The organism is Anaerolineae bacterium (genome assembly GCA_025062375.1).
GTDB lineage: Bacteria > Chloroflexota > Anaerolineae > SpSt-600 > SpSt-600 > SpSt-600.
Window position 1 is genome coordinate 63,304 of the sequence record JANXAG010000003.1, and the last position, 14,147, is coordinate 77,450.

Annotated in this window: 11 protein-coding genes; 4 read left to right on the forward strand and 7 right to left on the reverse strand. The window is 50.2% G+C overall.

Features of this window, described 5'->3' with window-relative positions; genetic code table 11:
• Positions 1 to 10: 10 nt before the first annotated feature.
• From NZ653_01690 to NZ653_01700, 3 genes are all read left to right on the forward strand, one after another.
• Complete coding sequence (locus tag NZ653_01690) at positions 11 to 1,225, forward strand: acyl-CoA/acyl-ACP dehydrogenase (protein ID MCS7285842.1); 1,215 nt, start codon at positions 11 to 13, stop codon at positions 1,223 to 1,225.
• Positions 1,222 to 2,316: a peptidoglycan bridge formation glycyltransferase FemA/FemB family protein gene (locus tag NZ653_01695; GenBank protein MCS7285843.1), complete on the forward strand. Its 1,095-nt coding sequence runs from the start codon at positions 1,222 to 1,224 to the stop codon at positions 2,314 to 2,316. The genes NZ653_01690 and NZ653_01695 overlap by 4 nt, the downstream gene beginning before the upstream one ends.
• Before the next feature lie 200 nt (positions 2,317 to 2,516).
• Positions 2,517 to 3,734, forward strand: a complete 1,218-nt coding sequence (locus NZ653_01700; protein ID MCS7285844.1) for a hypothetical protein — start codon at positions 2,517 to 2,519, stop codon at positions 3,732 to 3,734.
• Positions 3,735 to 3,738: 4 nt separating this feature from the next.
• Here the strand turns inward: NZ653_01700 and NZ653_01705 are convergent, their stop codons facing one another.
• From NZ653_01705 to NZ653_01735, 7 genes are all read right to left on the reverse strand, one after another.
• Positions 3,739 to 4,881: an SPFH domain-containing protein gene (locus NZ653_01705; GenBank protein MCS7285845.1), complete on the reverse strand. Its 1,143-nt coding sequence runs from the start codon at positions 4,879 to 4,881 to the stop codon at positions 3,739 to 3,741.
• Position 4,882: 1 nt separating this feature from the next.
• Complete coding sequence (locus NZ653_01710; protein MCS7285846.1) at positions 4,883 to 5,998, reverse strand: hypothetical protein; 1,116 nt, start codon at positions 5,996 to 5,998, stop codon at positions 4,883 to 4,885.
• Between the two features lie 439 nt (positions 5,999 to 6,437).
• A complete protein-coding gene (gene larA / locus NZ653_01715; GenBank protein MCS7285847.1) occupies positions 6,438 to 7,715 on the reverse strand; it encodes a nickel-dependent lactate racemase in 1,278 nt (425 codons plus the stop codon).
• Positions 7,672 to 8,190, reverse strand: a complete 519-nt coding sequence (locus tag NZ653_01720; protein MCS7285848.1) for a (2Fe-2S)-binding protein — start codon at positions 8,188 to 8,190, stop codon at positions 7,672 to 7,674. The genes larA and NZ653_01720 overlap by 44 nt, the downstream gene beginning before the upstream one ends.
• 108 nt (positions 8,191 to 8,298) lie before the next feature.
• Positions 8,299 to 10,773, reverse strand: coding sequence for a penicillin acylase family protein (locus NZ653_01725; protein ID MCS7285849.1), 2,475 nt, complete (start codon positions 10,771 to 10,773; stop codon positions 8,299 to 8,301).
• A gap of 39 nt (positions 10,774 to 10,812) precedes the next feature.
• On the reverse strand, positions 10,813 to 11,397 hold the full coding sequence (locus tag NZ653_01730) for a hypothetical protein (protein MCS7285850.1): 585 nt from the start codon (positions 11,395 to 11,397) through the stop codon (positions 10,813 to 10,815).
• Position 11,398: 1 nt separating this feature from the next.
• Positions 11,399 to 12,529: a DNA double-strand break repair nuclease NurA gene (locus NZ653_01735; protein MCS7285851.1), complete on the reverse strand. Its 1,131-nt coding sequence runs from the start codon at positions 12,527 to 12,529 to the stop codon at positions 11,399 to 11,401.
• Between the two features lie 139 nt (positions 12,530 to 12,668).
• Between NZ653_01735 and secD the strand changes: the two genes are divergently transcribed.
• Complete coding sequence (gene secD, locus NZ653_01740) at positions 12,669 to 14,135, forward strand: protein translocase subunit SecD (protein ID MCS7285852.1); 1,467 nt, start codon at positions 12,669 to 12,671, stop codon at positions 14,133 to 14,135.
• Positions 14,136 to 14,147: the final 12 nt, after the last annotated feature.

Below are 14,147 nucleotides of genomic sequence, written 5' to 3' on the forward strand. Positions count from 1 at the left end.
AGGAATAACCATGGATTTTAGCTGGAGCGAAGAGGAAAAGATTTGGCGCAGCACCGTAAGAGATTTCGCCCAGAAGGTAATAGCCCCCAGAGCAAGAGAAATAGATACAGAAGAACGCATCCCCGAGGACATAATCAAGGGGATGGCTGAGCTCGGGCTTCTGGCTTTAACCGTCTCAGAAGAGTACGGAGGTATGGGAGCCTCCTGGACTATGGCAGCCATTGCCGCAGAGGAGCTCGGCCGGGCCGATATAAGCCTTGCTGTTCCTGTGCTGTACCTTGTGGAAGCTGCATGGGGCTTCATCTTTGACCGCTACGGCACACCCCAGGCTAAGGAGGAGTACCTCCCGCGAGTCACCAGAGGCGAGGCTTTCCTGGGAATCGCCACCACTGAGCCGGAAGGGGGCTCCGATATCCTCGGTGCTTGCCGCACCAGAGCGGTTAAAGAGGGAAACTCCTGGGTCCTGAACGGAGAAAAGGTCTATATAAGCGGGGTGCTGGAATCCCTCCGCTGGGGTGGTATACACCTCACCCTGGCTCGTACTGATTTCCGCCCCGAAGCAGGACATCGGGCCTTCACCTTCTTCGCCGTTCCCCTCAAAGATACGCCCGGTATCACTACCACCCGATTTGTAGACATGGGAAGGATGGGCATATCCACTGGCGGTTTCCATATGGATAACGTCCGCATCCCCGAACACTATATGGTGGGTGAATTTAACCGTGGTTTCTACCACGCTATGGAAGGCTTTACCGCCGCCCGGGTCCTCATCGGTGCTACCTGTATCGGCGCTACAGAAGCGGTTCTGGAAATGGGGATAGAGCACATAAAGCAGCGACACGCTTTTGGCCGCCCCCTTGCTTCCTATGAAGGAATTCAGTTCCCCCTGGCTGAACATTACGCCAACCTGGAACGCAACCGCCTCCTGGTCTATAAAGCTGCATGGATGCTGGACAAGCTTTACCAGGAGAAAGCTTTCACCCATCACGAGACAGCCCTCGTAGCCGCCATGGTCAAGCTGAGAACGCCTATCGATGGCTTTGCTGCCATGAACGAAGTGGCTGATTGGTTCGGAGCCCTTGCGTATACCAAAGAGGCGCCCATTGAGATGGCTATAAGAGGGATTCGGTCCTATTCTATCGGTGCAGAGGGAGCTCAGAACATAATGCGCCTCATCATCGCCCGGGAAATATTGGGGCCAGAATTCCTGCCTTACAGACGATGAGCAAACTTGAGCTTTTGCTGGATTCCGAAATAAACTCTAGCGAGTGGGATGATTTCACACGGCACGCCCAGTATGGGCATCTCCTCCAGAGCTCTCTCTGGGGAAAGCTAAAGGAGGGCTTCGGCTGGAAGGCAAGCCGGATTCTGCTTTTAGAAAATGGCTTCCCTCTGGCCGGAGCCCAGATTCTCTTCAGACCCCTCCTGCCAGGTCTCTGCAAGCCCGTGGTGGCCTATGTGCCCAGAGGCCCGATTTTACCGCCTGAAGAGGGAGAAATTTCCAGGGTTCTACTGGGTGCCATCCATATCCGGGCCCGAGAAGAAGGTGCTATATTCCTCAAAATTGAACCCGATTGGGTTGAATTTTCCTGGCCTGAAAGGATAGAGGAGCCTTCTCACTGCCAGCATTCTATTCCTTTGCAAAAGTGGGGTTTCATTCCAGCTCGCACCATTCAGCCCCGCAGCACCATAATCCTTGACATTTCAGTGCCGGAAGAAGAAATCTTGTCCAGAATGAAACACAAAACCCGCTACAACATTCGGCTTGCCTCCCGGAAAGGGGTCAGGGTGCGCAGAGGCAGTACCGATGATTTGCCCGTCTTTTACGCCCTGATGGAGATAACCTCAAAGCGCGACCGATTCGGAATCCATACCTGTGACTACTATCGGAAAGCCCTGGAACTTTTCGCCCCTTCTGGCGATGCGATCCTCCTCCTGGCAGAATATGAGGGGGAGGTTCTGGCAGGGCTTATGGCCTTCAAATGGGGAAAAAGGGCTTTCTATATGTACGGAGCCTCCTCCAACTTCCACCGAAATCTCATGCCCAACCACCTCCTTCAGTGGGAAGCCATTCTCTGGGCCAAAAATGCAGGCTGCCTGACCTACGACCTCTGGGGCATACCTGATGAAGTGGGACAGGATCCAAAGCGTTACTGGGACGAACCCCCGGAACGCCACGACGGTCTATGGGGGGTTTACAGGTTCAAACGGGGATTCGGAGGTAATGTGGTCCGTTACACAGGAGCATGGGATTACGTCTACTCACCCGCCTGGTATACCCTTTACAGGCTGGCCTTAAAATTCCTCAGACCTTAAACAGAGCACAATTTATTGAAAAACGCCTCTAGACCCCCTGGGAAAAGCTCTTAAACCTACTCTGCCTCAGATTACCCTGCGAGCGGGAGAGCGCCCGATGCTTTCAAGAGATATTCCGAATCCGCTTACTCATGGATTACAGGATTTTGGCCCCAGGCCTAAGCCAGGGTATAATTTAGAAAAACTATAAGGAGGTGAAATTGACGGCCAAAATCTTCCGGGGACTTCTCAATTTGGTGATCCTCGCCAGCTTTCTCCCCATGGTTAACACCTGTGGGTTGACCCCTCTCCTTTCAGAAGCCAAAGTATGGCCAGAGCACATAACCCCTAACGCCGATGGCTACGTAGACGTGGCCGTGATAAGCTACCGGCTAAACCGGAACGCCTTCGTTTCCATTTACTTTTTGGATGAAAACAACCAGGCCCATTACTTTCGGAAAGAACAGAGGCGCTCCATAGGCGAACACACCGTGTATTTTGGGGGCGTAGTTCAAGATCGGGTCCTGCCCGATGGCCGCTATACTTGGGTGATTGAAGCAACCGATGACTACGGTAAAAGGGAAAAAGCCCAGGGCACTCTGATAATAACCAACGCCGATACAAATCCCCCCCAGCTTCTGAACTTCACCGTATACCCGGAAGAATTCACCCCCAACCAGGATGGCCTGGACGATAGGGTTACCATATCTTACTACCTTACCAAGAAAGCCGAAACCCATGTTTACCTTGTAGGGGCCGACGGCCGACGTTATCCACTGGTGGAAAAGGAAAGGGATATAAAACCTGGAGAGCCAGGGATACACATCTACGACTATGAAGGAGGTGTGGACCAGCGAGCTGAACCCCCACCCGACGGCACCTATTTCGTAGTAGCGGAGGCCCGGGACCTCGCCGGCAACCGCACGGTAGTAACCAGGACTTTGGTGATCAGAGAAGGAGGCGTCCCCAGAGCCGACATTTTAGAGGGAGAAGTGGAATTTAACCCTAAAATTGTGCCTCTGGGCTCAACCCTCTGCTTCACCCTTACTGTGGAAAACTATGGTGCTGTCCCCATCCGCACCAGTGGCCCACCCCCTGGCACCACATACAAAAGCATTGAAAACTTCAACACCTTGGGGTGGTATGAAGAACCGGGAGTATGGAGGGTAGGGATAGATTTTGAAACCAACTCCAGCGGACGACCCTACCCTTACCGATGGGCAATATGTGGCGATAACTGCGAGGTCCGGATAAAGGATGGCCGTGAATACCGCTTCCTGATGCCTGGCCAGCGGTCTCTCGTAACCGGTTGCATCCAGATAGTTCACAAACCTCCTCGCAATCCCATCCATTTCTGGGCTGGCCTTATCCATGAAGATGTGCGCATAGACCCCTTCAACGACCGCGTGGACCCGCAGGAGATTTCCATTGGATTTTAAACTCTTAAGGCAAAGCCAGAATCTTCTTAAAGCGGTCAATTTGCTCCAGAACCCAGGAAGGGATGAGGAAATGGCTCTCATCCTTCAGGATAGAAACGAGGTTATCCAGAACGTTTATGCAGGCTATCGCTAAGATTATCTGCTTATGCAGGGGGGCTTGACCGGCCCTTTTGATTTCGTAGGCTAAGGCCTCTACGAATTGAGCTTCGACATAAGCTCGGGCCTCGTTTTTAATCCGTAAAGCGGATACTTCTGCTTCGGCCTCTCGGGCTCTGAGCTTTGCCAGCCTCAACGACCTCCACAATCCAAAGTTTTTGTCTCTTACCCTTTCCCTTATTTCTTCTCCAGCGTCCAACATATTGACCTGAAGGCGATTTATCTGGTATCCCCAGCTCCTTAGAGGAACCCTTAAAGCGTTGAAGAGTTCTGATTCCAGAAGCAATATTATACCTCTTGAAAGCAGCCCATGCCCTTCTTCCGGCATAACCTCCGGGTAAGAAACAAGAAGTTCGCTGAAATTATACTTCTCTACAACCCGTTGAAACCAGTAGGAAACTTCTTCTTCAACAATCTCTCTATGAGGCACCAAAGCTCCTTCTCTGACGGGAGTTCTATAAACGGCGTTAAGCATTCCTTCCCAGGAGAAAGTGTAAAAGGCTCTGAACCTGCGATCCCTCTGATCAGTCTGGTCTAATTCAATCCTGCTCAATTGGCGGCTCTGATATTCTATTTCCACTTCCCCCTGTACCGGGATCCCATCCTTAGTAAAACCCCTCACCTGGACTCTGTGGACCTGGGGGCGCAGATCTACAGCTCCTCTTAGCCTTTCAAAGGGCACAAGCCGGTGGTAACCAGGGCCCAGAACACGCGTGATTCTGCCATACTGCTCAAATACAGCGGCACTGTCTTCCCGGATAATCACATATCCAGGCCCCCCAATCTTGACTGCAGGGTGTTCCGGATCGACTATTTCCCCTTCCCTGATCGTAAAGTCAATAAACTCTCTGAAAAGGGGACAGATGGAGCTCAGGAGCCATATGATCGCATCGCCCAGCCTTCTTATTTCGTGAAAATCCCTTAGAAAATTGCACACCGTTAGAAAGGCTGCCAGAATCCCTGCAAAACCAGCGATAAAAACTAAATGCATCTCAACTACCTCCAGGCGAAAGGGCTTTGAAAACGCCAGCTTTTTCTAAAGTTCGAGCGATGTCAGAAGTTAAAAGCCCCTTATTGGCCAGAGAGTAAGCCAGTTCCTCCACAATCTTGGTTAACCGCATAGTCAAGGTCATTTCCAGATCGCCCGGGCTCACTCCGGTGAGCACTTCAGCAATTTTCTCCACTATATCCTGAAGGAAGTTAAACCGTGCTTCACTCAATTGCCTCCAGTAGGCTGCTTCTGCCCTTGCCTCCCAGGGCTTCTCTTTTACTTCTACGCTCGCTTCCCAATTCCTCAAGGAATATTCCACGACCCTTGATGGCACTTTATGTAATGTGATTCGCATCAGGTTAATTTTATAAGGCCAAAAGTTACTCCCCAGCTCTTTTCTTAGCCCCTCTTCAAGGATTTCTGATGAAACTGTTTCGTGGGAATTCCCGTAAAGGTCTCCCAGAGTATAGCGGGAAACAACTTTAATTAGCCCAACTCTGGCGATGGAAAAAGCCCTTTCATCCCATCCGTCTGGGCCTTTAAGGTAAAAGGCGCTGAGCAACTCCGCCGGTTCATAACGATAGTAAAAATCCCCTCCCCTTTGTCCATAGTCTGCTAAGGAAAGGTCCAGGAGGAGCCGCAGTTCAATCTCCATATTATCGCTTGTTATGGCTTTAACATAGCTTATCCTGCGCTGAGGTCTGAGGTCAATGACTCCTCTTATACGTTCATAGGGTTCAAGGAAATAGATGGTAGTGCCCTGGTTGTATTCACCTTCTATAATCAGCCCCCGGCGGCGGTTTATGTTGGGTCTAAAGACTGCCTGGTTCCCCACAACCCGAGAAGGTTCCACAAATAATTGGACCACAGCAACGCTGTCGCTTCTTACTAAAACTGGGCTTCGCAAGTGATCCCTCAATAAATATGAGGCAAACCCTGCAGGAATTTTTTCTTCGTAATGGTCCCCTTCCACCGTGTAAGCTGAAGGATGAAGGTGTAACGCTCTTTTGACAATATACCGCCAGAGAAGCCAGCGAACGCGGTTGAATTCCTGATGATGGCGGGGAAGAGGGGTTATATAACGCGTCAGCCAAAACAGCGTTAACAGCCAAAACAACCCAAATACAGCGAGTAAGCCTAAACATTTAAGCAAATTGAACACATTTTTCCCTCTTAAAAGGACAAAACTGTAAAGGCTCCCATAGCTTTAACCTCAAACGGCTTCTGTTTACCCCTAAACTCTGACCCACAAGGGGTGCAATGTTTCCACTTAAAATTTTAGCCTCAGATTTTAAAGATGTCAATTAAATTTAGGATTGCAGATAATGGCTTCAAAAAAACAGCAAAAGCTTTTATACCTCTCGGCCCAAAACCTTGAATCAACAAAGAGGAAAAATAGCCCGAAGACTTCAATCCCTGGCAAAGGGTATGGACCTTGCAGCCTTCCCGCAAGTAAGCTTCAGGGCAGCAGGAAGAACAAACCTCACCTCCCCTGCGCACAAAGCAACTCCCCACCCGCACCCGAAAGATTGCTTCGCCACAGTAAAACACTACTTTCAAACCGCCCCTCTGATGTAGGGGATTGTCTGAGGGCCTTCGGGGAGTATGCACACCCTGGCTTCAGGGCCGTATCTGGCTAAAAGCTCTTCCAGAGTTTCCTCTATAGAACGGCAGGGCTTCAGAAGAGCCTCTTCTATTTGTCTATCCGTAAGGTAGGAGCTTTTAACGTAAACGTCGGCTTTAAGTTGTATGAGGGCCTGGATCTGAGCCTCCCACTGATCCTGAACCAGAAAACCCGGCTGGCGTATTATCCTTAAAAGCTCCGCTGGAGAAGAGGCCATCTTCAGGATATTTTTGTATTCCCCGTGGTCCGGAATACCATCTTTGCATTCAGCAGCTATGATTATACTTCCCCCTTCCTTGACTATTCGCGCTGCTACTGACATGCCCTTGACCGCCTGGTAGAGGTTTATATCCAGGGGGTAGCCTGAGTTGGTAGTTATAACAATATCAAAGGGCTCTTCCACTTCCACCATGGCCGAAGAGGCAGCAAACTTCACCCCTTCAGCATGAGCTTTCCAGACATCACCAGCAAAAACCCCCGTTATTTGTTTCTCCCGGTTCAAAGTTACATTGACCAGGAACGATGGCTGGGTTCGGGCGGCCACTTCCCTTATCTCTTCCCAGATGGGATTGCCTTCCGTTACACCCCAAGTAGCTCTGGGATCATCTATCATTTCGGCCCCGTGGTTAAGAAGGATGGTATCAAGGCCAGCTATCCCCGGTAGCACTGCTTTGGGCCCCCCAGAAAAACCTGCAAAAAAGTGAGGTTCAATGAACCCGGTAAGGATTTTAACTGACGCTTCCATGTAGGCTTTGTTAACCCAGGCTGGATGACCAAAGCTCGTTTCTCCAAGGTATTGAAGGGTTGATTTGTCGTTACAATCGTGCTGAAGAATAGCGTAATTGGAAACGATGTCCGGACCCAGCATTTCCTCCAGTTCCTCTCGGGTCTGAGGACGGTGAGCTCCAAGGGCGTTTATGAGCAATATGTTTTGCCTCGGAACATGAGAGAGTTCTTCCAGAATTATCGGAAGGACCTTGCGGTTTGGCATCGGCCGGGTTATATCACTGAAAACAATGGCTACAGTGTCGGAGGAGCGGACCAGTTCCCTGAGGGGAGGAGAAGCTATAGGTTCTCTGAGAGCTTTCCTGATAGCCTTTTCTTCCTCCGGCAAGCCAGGGAGGAACCGGGGCTCAATAATTTTTACCTTTAAATCATCGGGCAGCTCAATCCACAGCCCTTCTCTGCCGTAGGCCAGGCGGACCTTCATTTTTCTTTCCCCCTTTCATCTTAACCGCAGCGGCTTTTATAGCATCTATTATCTGGTAATAACCAGTGCACCGGCAAAGGTTACCGGCTATGGCTTCTTTGATTTCCTCTTCGGAAGGGTCTGCATTTCTATCCAGCAGAGCTTTAGTGGACATTATGAAGCCTGGAGTGCAGTAACCACATTGAGCGGCAAAGTGTTCTATAAAAGCTTCTTGGATAGGATGCAGTTTTCTGTCTAAAGAAAGCCCTTCAATCGTTTCTACCCACGCCCCATCCACTTTCATGGCTGGATAGATGCATGAAGTGACAGCCTTACCGTTCACGATCACAGTGCATGCCCCGCACTCCCCCTCCTCGCACCCTATTTTAGTGCCCACGAGACCAAGCCTTTCCCGCAACGTATAGGCTAAAGTTTCAAAAGGCTCTATCTCAACGGTTCGTTTCTGCCCATTAAGGGTAAAAGTAATCACCGGCATAATTTGAACCCTCCTTTAAGTTTTGTTCAGCGATCCCTTCGCAGAAGTCACTGTTAACTTCAAGGGCAAAACAACCCCGGAGGCCTTCCGGAAACTGCATCATCGCTGTCACTTTGGCTTTAAGGTTAAGATAGCTTCAGCGTGATGTTTTACCTGCTCTTTGCTCCAAAGCATCGGGTGATATTCTCCCCTGGCCCATTTCATTATGAAGTCACCATAGTGAGGGTGGTAAGGGTGACCAGACTGGCCTGTAGTATGAATGGATAGAGAATTATCCCACGCTCCAACGTCTATGATCTGCCTGTACGACGGCAGAGCCATCACTTCAAAGGGATTTTCAGGGTGATAAAGGTTGTTGTTCACCGTTTCGGAGCTCCCGCTTACAGGTACGGGACCGCGGTTGAAGATATTTTCAATGGGCTTTATCCCGGATCTTCCCAGGGTCTCGTTCTGGAAGATGGCTACGTGGACTTTGCCCCATTGCCACTTCTTCATATCTTTGCCCAGCCTTTCCTCAAGCTCATCCACAGCTTCCTTGAAAGCTTTGAGGAGTATTTCGTCCCTCGTCTCAGTTTGAGGTGTATAAACGTTATCGTACCAGGGAGAGTGGGGTTTGGCCAGGATGGAAGCTAAAACTTGCATTGTGAGGGATTCAAAGTCCAAAAACTTTAGGAAAGCCTTCTCCCCAAGCTCATCGGCAAAGATGTTCCTGAGGAGGCTAAGCCTAACGGCCTCAAAAATGGTAGCTCCAACCGATTCCGTGGTAGCATAACGGTCCCATCGCCGGAGAATTTCCAGAGCCTCCTTGAGGCGAGGGTCCTCCAGGGAAAGAGTGGCAAGGTGAGGGATAACTTCTTCGGCATGGAGGACGTAGGAATCCATCTGAATGGCTTTGAAATCTTCAATGCTGAGCTTGTCCTTGGCCGTTATTAGGTTAACTATGCGCTGAGCCCGATAGCCTCGGTTCCAATCCAGGGTGATAAAATGCGGGAAATCTGGCCTAACCACGGCATTATTAGCTGTGACCACGTAGCCCTCTGGAGGGTTAAAGGTGCGGGGAAGTTCATCAAAGGGAACGTAGCCAACCCATTCGTATTCGTTGTTCCATCCCGGCACGGGAATTGAGCCGTCTCCTTTCTTGCGGATAGGGATTTTGCCAGGCATCTGATAGCCAATGTTACCGTTCACATCAGCGTAAACGAAGTTCTGGCTTGGAACATCCCAGTAACGGAGGGCCTCCCTGAACTCCTCCCAGTTGCGGGCCTTGTTCAGAAGGAGCACAGACTTCACGATGGTGCATGGTTCGAGCGCTGTCCAGCGGAAAGCCAGAGGCTGCCACCCGTAAGCCCACGCTTCTTCAGTCCCACCAGCCACATCGTTTATTATGGGCCCATGGCGGGTAAGACGAACCCGCACCCTCACCGGTTCTTCTCTCCCCCGCACTTTTATCTCTTCCCAGATTATCTGCATATTTTCCCATTTCCCATCAACTTCATACTGGTCGGGGTTTTCAGGGTTAATTCGCTCCACATATAGATCCTGAACATCAGGGTTGACATTGGTTACACCCCAGGCTATGTATTCATTGTGGCCTATTATAACTCCAGGGACTCCGGCAAAAGAGGCTCCAACCACTCTGAAAGGACAATCTTCGCTTACTGGTTCACAATGAAGGCCTATTTCATACCAGATAGATGGCATCTGAATCCCTAAATGGGGGTCGTTGGCCAGAAGAGGGCGGCCGGTGGTGGTACGGCTGCCGGAGACCACCCAGTTGTTGCTTCCCAGGCCAGGCCCCATGCGGAGGATTTCCAGAGCTTCCCACGGAATGCTTTCAAAAGTGGCCTGGGATAAAGGGATCAATGTTTCGGGAGCGTGAGAGGAAGACCCGGTTTCAGGATGAGGTACTATAACTGGCTTATCAGGAGGATAAGGTGGATCTATATCCTTTAAACGAGTGGAGCCAACTCTGCTCAAAACCATCGCTCTGAAGATTTCATTTTCCCAGTTTCCTCCCAGGTTCCAGGCCATAACTTTTGCCCAGGTTAAAATGTTATAGGGAGTCCAGGGTTCAGGCTCAAACTTTGCTCCTATAAGGCCAAGGATGGTAAACTCCAGGCCCAGTTTCCCCTTGTTCTCCTTGAGATAAGCGTTGACCCCTTTAGCGTAAGCTTCTAAGATGGCCTTTACCTCAGGCTCCAGCTGTTCAAGCTCCCGGGCAGCGACCCTGTGCCACCCGAGGGTGCGGATGAATCGGTCTATTTTGAGGGTGGCTTCTCCGAAGATTTCCGAAAGCCGTCCACTTCCGATCCTCCGCCAGTATTCCATTTGCCAGAAGCGGTCCTGAGCATGAACGTAACCCTGAGCAAAGAAGAGATCATGGGTATTGGAAGCATAGATGTGAGGCACACCCCATTTGTCTCTTACAATGGTTACCGGAGCTCTGAGCCCCTCCACAATTATAGTTCCGGTGGTCCTGGGCCAGGGTTTACGGATGGTATAGTAAAGAAAGCCGGAAAGGGATAGCACCAGGATTATGAGCACTGCTATTACTATAGTTACAGCTTTAAGCGCTCTGCGCATGGTACCCCCTTATATCTGAGTCCTGAATTTGCGGTAAAACTAAGGCCTTATGCGACGCAACAGGCTTTCAAGTCTAGTGGTATCTTTGTAAAGTAACCTGGTAAGCTCGCGGCCCACATCTACCAGAAAATAACGCCCCTCTTTACCAAGAGAGCCCGCCATCCGCCTTATGCCTACCGCTATCAAGTCATCGGCAGGGATGCCCGGGTTGCTGAGGATGGTACGGAGAAAATCCAAACCCGAGAGGGCAAACTCCCTAACTTCTTCATCGGAACAGCTTTCTACCACGCTGAAAGGCATCGGGGGCTGAGGCGGCATCTCTTGACGGATAAAACCATAGCGCTTATATCCCACCACTACTACTGAAATTTCCACAGGAAGCAGCCTGTTTTCTATATGGTCCCTTATGTACTCCTCCGGCAGATTTTGCGCTGTAATAAGCTGTCGCACGGACGAATCGCTCTGGATAGACACATTGTAAATAAAGCCGTAAACGATGCTACCATCCTGGGTGAGGACTTTGACGAAATCGCCGAAGGAAGGAATATCGTGAAGGAGAGTGCGACAGCCGGCAGTAAACTGGGTTGTATTGGCGTGGATTACTCTCCCTATCTCCTGCCCCATTTTACATTAACCTCTTCCACCTTTCCTTTGGAGAAAGCTGTGGGATTAGACCTTTCCGCATCATGGCGCGTTCTATCATCTCCTCAAGACTTTTCCTTTCCTGAGCCTTTATCACAGCTAATTCATGAGCCCTTTCGAGAACATAAGGATACCCCCCAGTGTTTTCGCTCTGTTTCAGGATCGCTCCCTGGATAAAGGCCACAAGCTCTCTATCTCTGGCTATCCATTCAGGCACTTCAACCCTGGCAATTTCTCCCTCAACGTTGAGGTAAAAGAAGAAAACGCGATTCTCTCCGTAGTAATCGTTCAGGACTGATGGGCTTTCAAAGAGGGCAGAACGCCACCCTTTCGGCAGGAAGGAAAAGAGAGTGGCGTCGGTTAAGCGACCCCAAGGGCGCCGGAGAGTAGGTTGCTTTAAAGTTTCCTCTCCAAAATGCATCAGCCTTAAAAGGTCCACCACTTCGCAATAACGAGGACGACTTATGAACCCGGCCAGGAGAGCCCCGGCATTGCGGATTTTATCCATCTCTTCCGTGTAAGCCCTGATTTTATCCTGATGCAGGTTCTTTTCTTCCTCTAAAATCCAGAGGAGCAGTGTCCCATCAATCAGGGCCAGAATTGGTGTCTCTTCCCGCCTGGCTTTCTCCACCACTTCCTTTACCCTTTCAGAAATTTCCTTCAGCTCCGCCAGCCCCCTTCTGACATCTAGAAGGCTACCCTGCACCAGGCGGTTGCCTTCGTAAAGGTCTTCGTCTCTATAAAAAAGGAAAGGCATGCTTCTGGGGATAGGGGTTTCACCGCTGCTCTCTCTGAGAACAATGCTCCCTATGTTTATGAGATAGTAAAGAGCAATGCCGTGACGGTCAGGCTGAACCTGAGAGCCATCGGCAGCAATGGCGAAGAAAGAAGAGGGTACAGGCTTGGGAGGCTCCTGAAGATCTATGGGTTCATTGGATGGAACTGCAGCTCCTAACTCTTTGGCTTTAGTCCTGAATTCAAAAGCTGAAATGGAATAACGTTTAAGAAGCTCCCGGGCTCTATCGGCCACCCTCTGGTAGCGAGCCCTTTCTGCAGTCAATTCCTCGGCCATTTTTTCCACTTGAGGAATCAAGTGAGGTAGATAAAGACTCACTTCCGACCTCCAATTAATTTTAGCACAAAAACGCCAATATGGGAAAAAGGAGCCTGGTGAAGTCAAGCTCACCTAAGTTTGACACCTGATAGCCTTTAAAGTATAATCCGCCACAGATTTTGCAAAAAAGGAGGAGCAATTGCGAGAGCGAAACCTTCTAATCCTTCTTGGGATAATTCTTCTGGTTGCCTTTTGCCTGTGGATTGACCTACCCCAAACAGAAGCTCTTAGCCTTCAATTAGGGCCTCTTAAAATTTACCGGGAGATAAAGTTTCGTCTTGGCCTCGATTTGAGAGGAGGCCTTCAGGTAGTTCTGGAAGCTGATCCTCCACCGGGTGAGAAGGTTACCCCCGAAAGTATGGAGGCGGTTCGTAATATAATCCAGAACCGAGTTGACGGCATGGGTGTAGTGGAAGCTGTAGTCCAGCGCCAGGGAGAAAACCGCATCCTTGTGGAACTCCCTGGCCTTGTAAACCCTGATGAGGCTATTGCCACTTTAAAGGCTACAGGGCGATTGGAGTTTGTGGAGGCGGGACTGACCCCATTGCCTGAAGGCCTGAAAATCTTGACAACCTATGAAGTTCCCCTAGAGCCCTCACCAACCGAAACCATTACCCCCACCCCGGGAGCTGCTCCTACCCCCACGCCTACAATTACTCCTACCGTAACTCTAACCCCCACCACCGAAATTACCCCCACCCCGCAGGTTTACAGGACCATAATGACCGGTAAACACCTTAAGTCGGCAAGGGTTGGGAGTGATGAATTCGGCAGGCCGGAAATAGACTTTGAACTCACCCGCGAAGGGGCCGAAATTTTCGCCAAATACACAACGGAGCACCAGGGGGAGTTCCTGGCTATCGTAATGGATGGAATTGTCATCTCATGTCCCCAGATAAAAGAACCGATAACTGATGGGATGGGGAGGATAACCAGTGAAAAAGGTTTTACTCTGGAGGAGGCAAGGCGTCTGGCCATTATCCTCCAGTACGGTGCTCTCCCTGTTCCCCTTAAAGTTATACAGACCAGAATTATAGGCCCAACTTTAGGGCAGGATTCAATCCAGAAAAGCATAAGGGCGGGTATAATAGGGGTAATAGTGGTCTTGACCTTTATGCTCACATATTACCGGCTCCCAGGCTTCCTAGCCGACCTCGCTCTTATCTCTTATGGTCTCATAAACCTTGCCATATATAAGTTTGGAATTCCTGGCTTATTCCCCGGGGTTACCCTGAGCTTACCAGGTATAACGGGCTTTCTCCTTTCCACAGGAATGGCCGTTGACGCTAACATCCTGATCTTTGAGAGAATGAAAGAAGAACTGCGTCAAGGTAGGCCACTGTCGGCAGCTATTGAGGCTGGCTTCAACCGGGCCTGGACTTCTATCAGGGATGCTAACCTTTCAACGCTTCTTACCTGCATAGTCCTTTACTGGTTTGGTTCTAATTTCGGGGCGAGTATGGTGAAAGGGTTCGCCGTTACCCTTTTCATAGGGGTTTGCGTAAGCATGTTCACCGCGGTCACCATGACCCGAACTCTTGTAACTTTCGTCTTCGACCTGAGCGGACGGTTCTTAGAGAAGAGACGGTGGCTTCTGGGAGTTTAAAGGGGAAGGAGG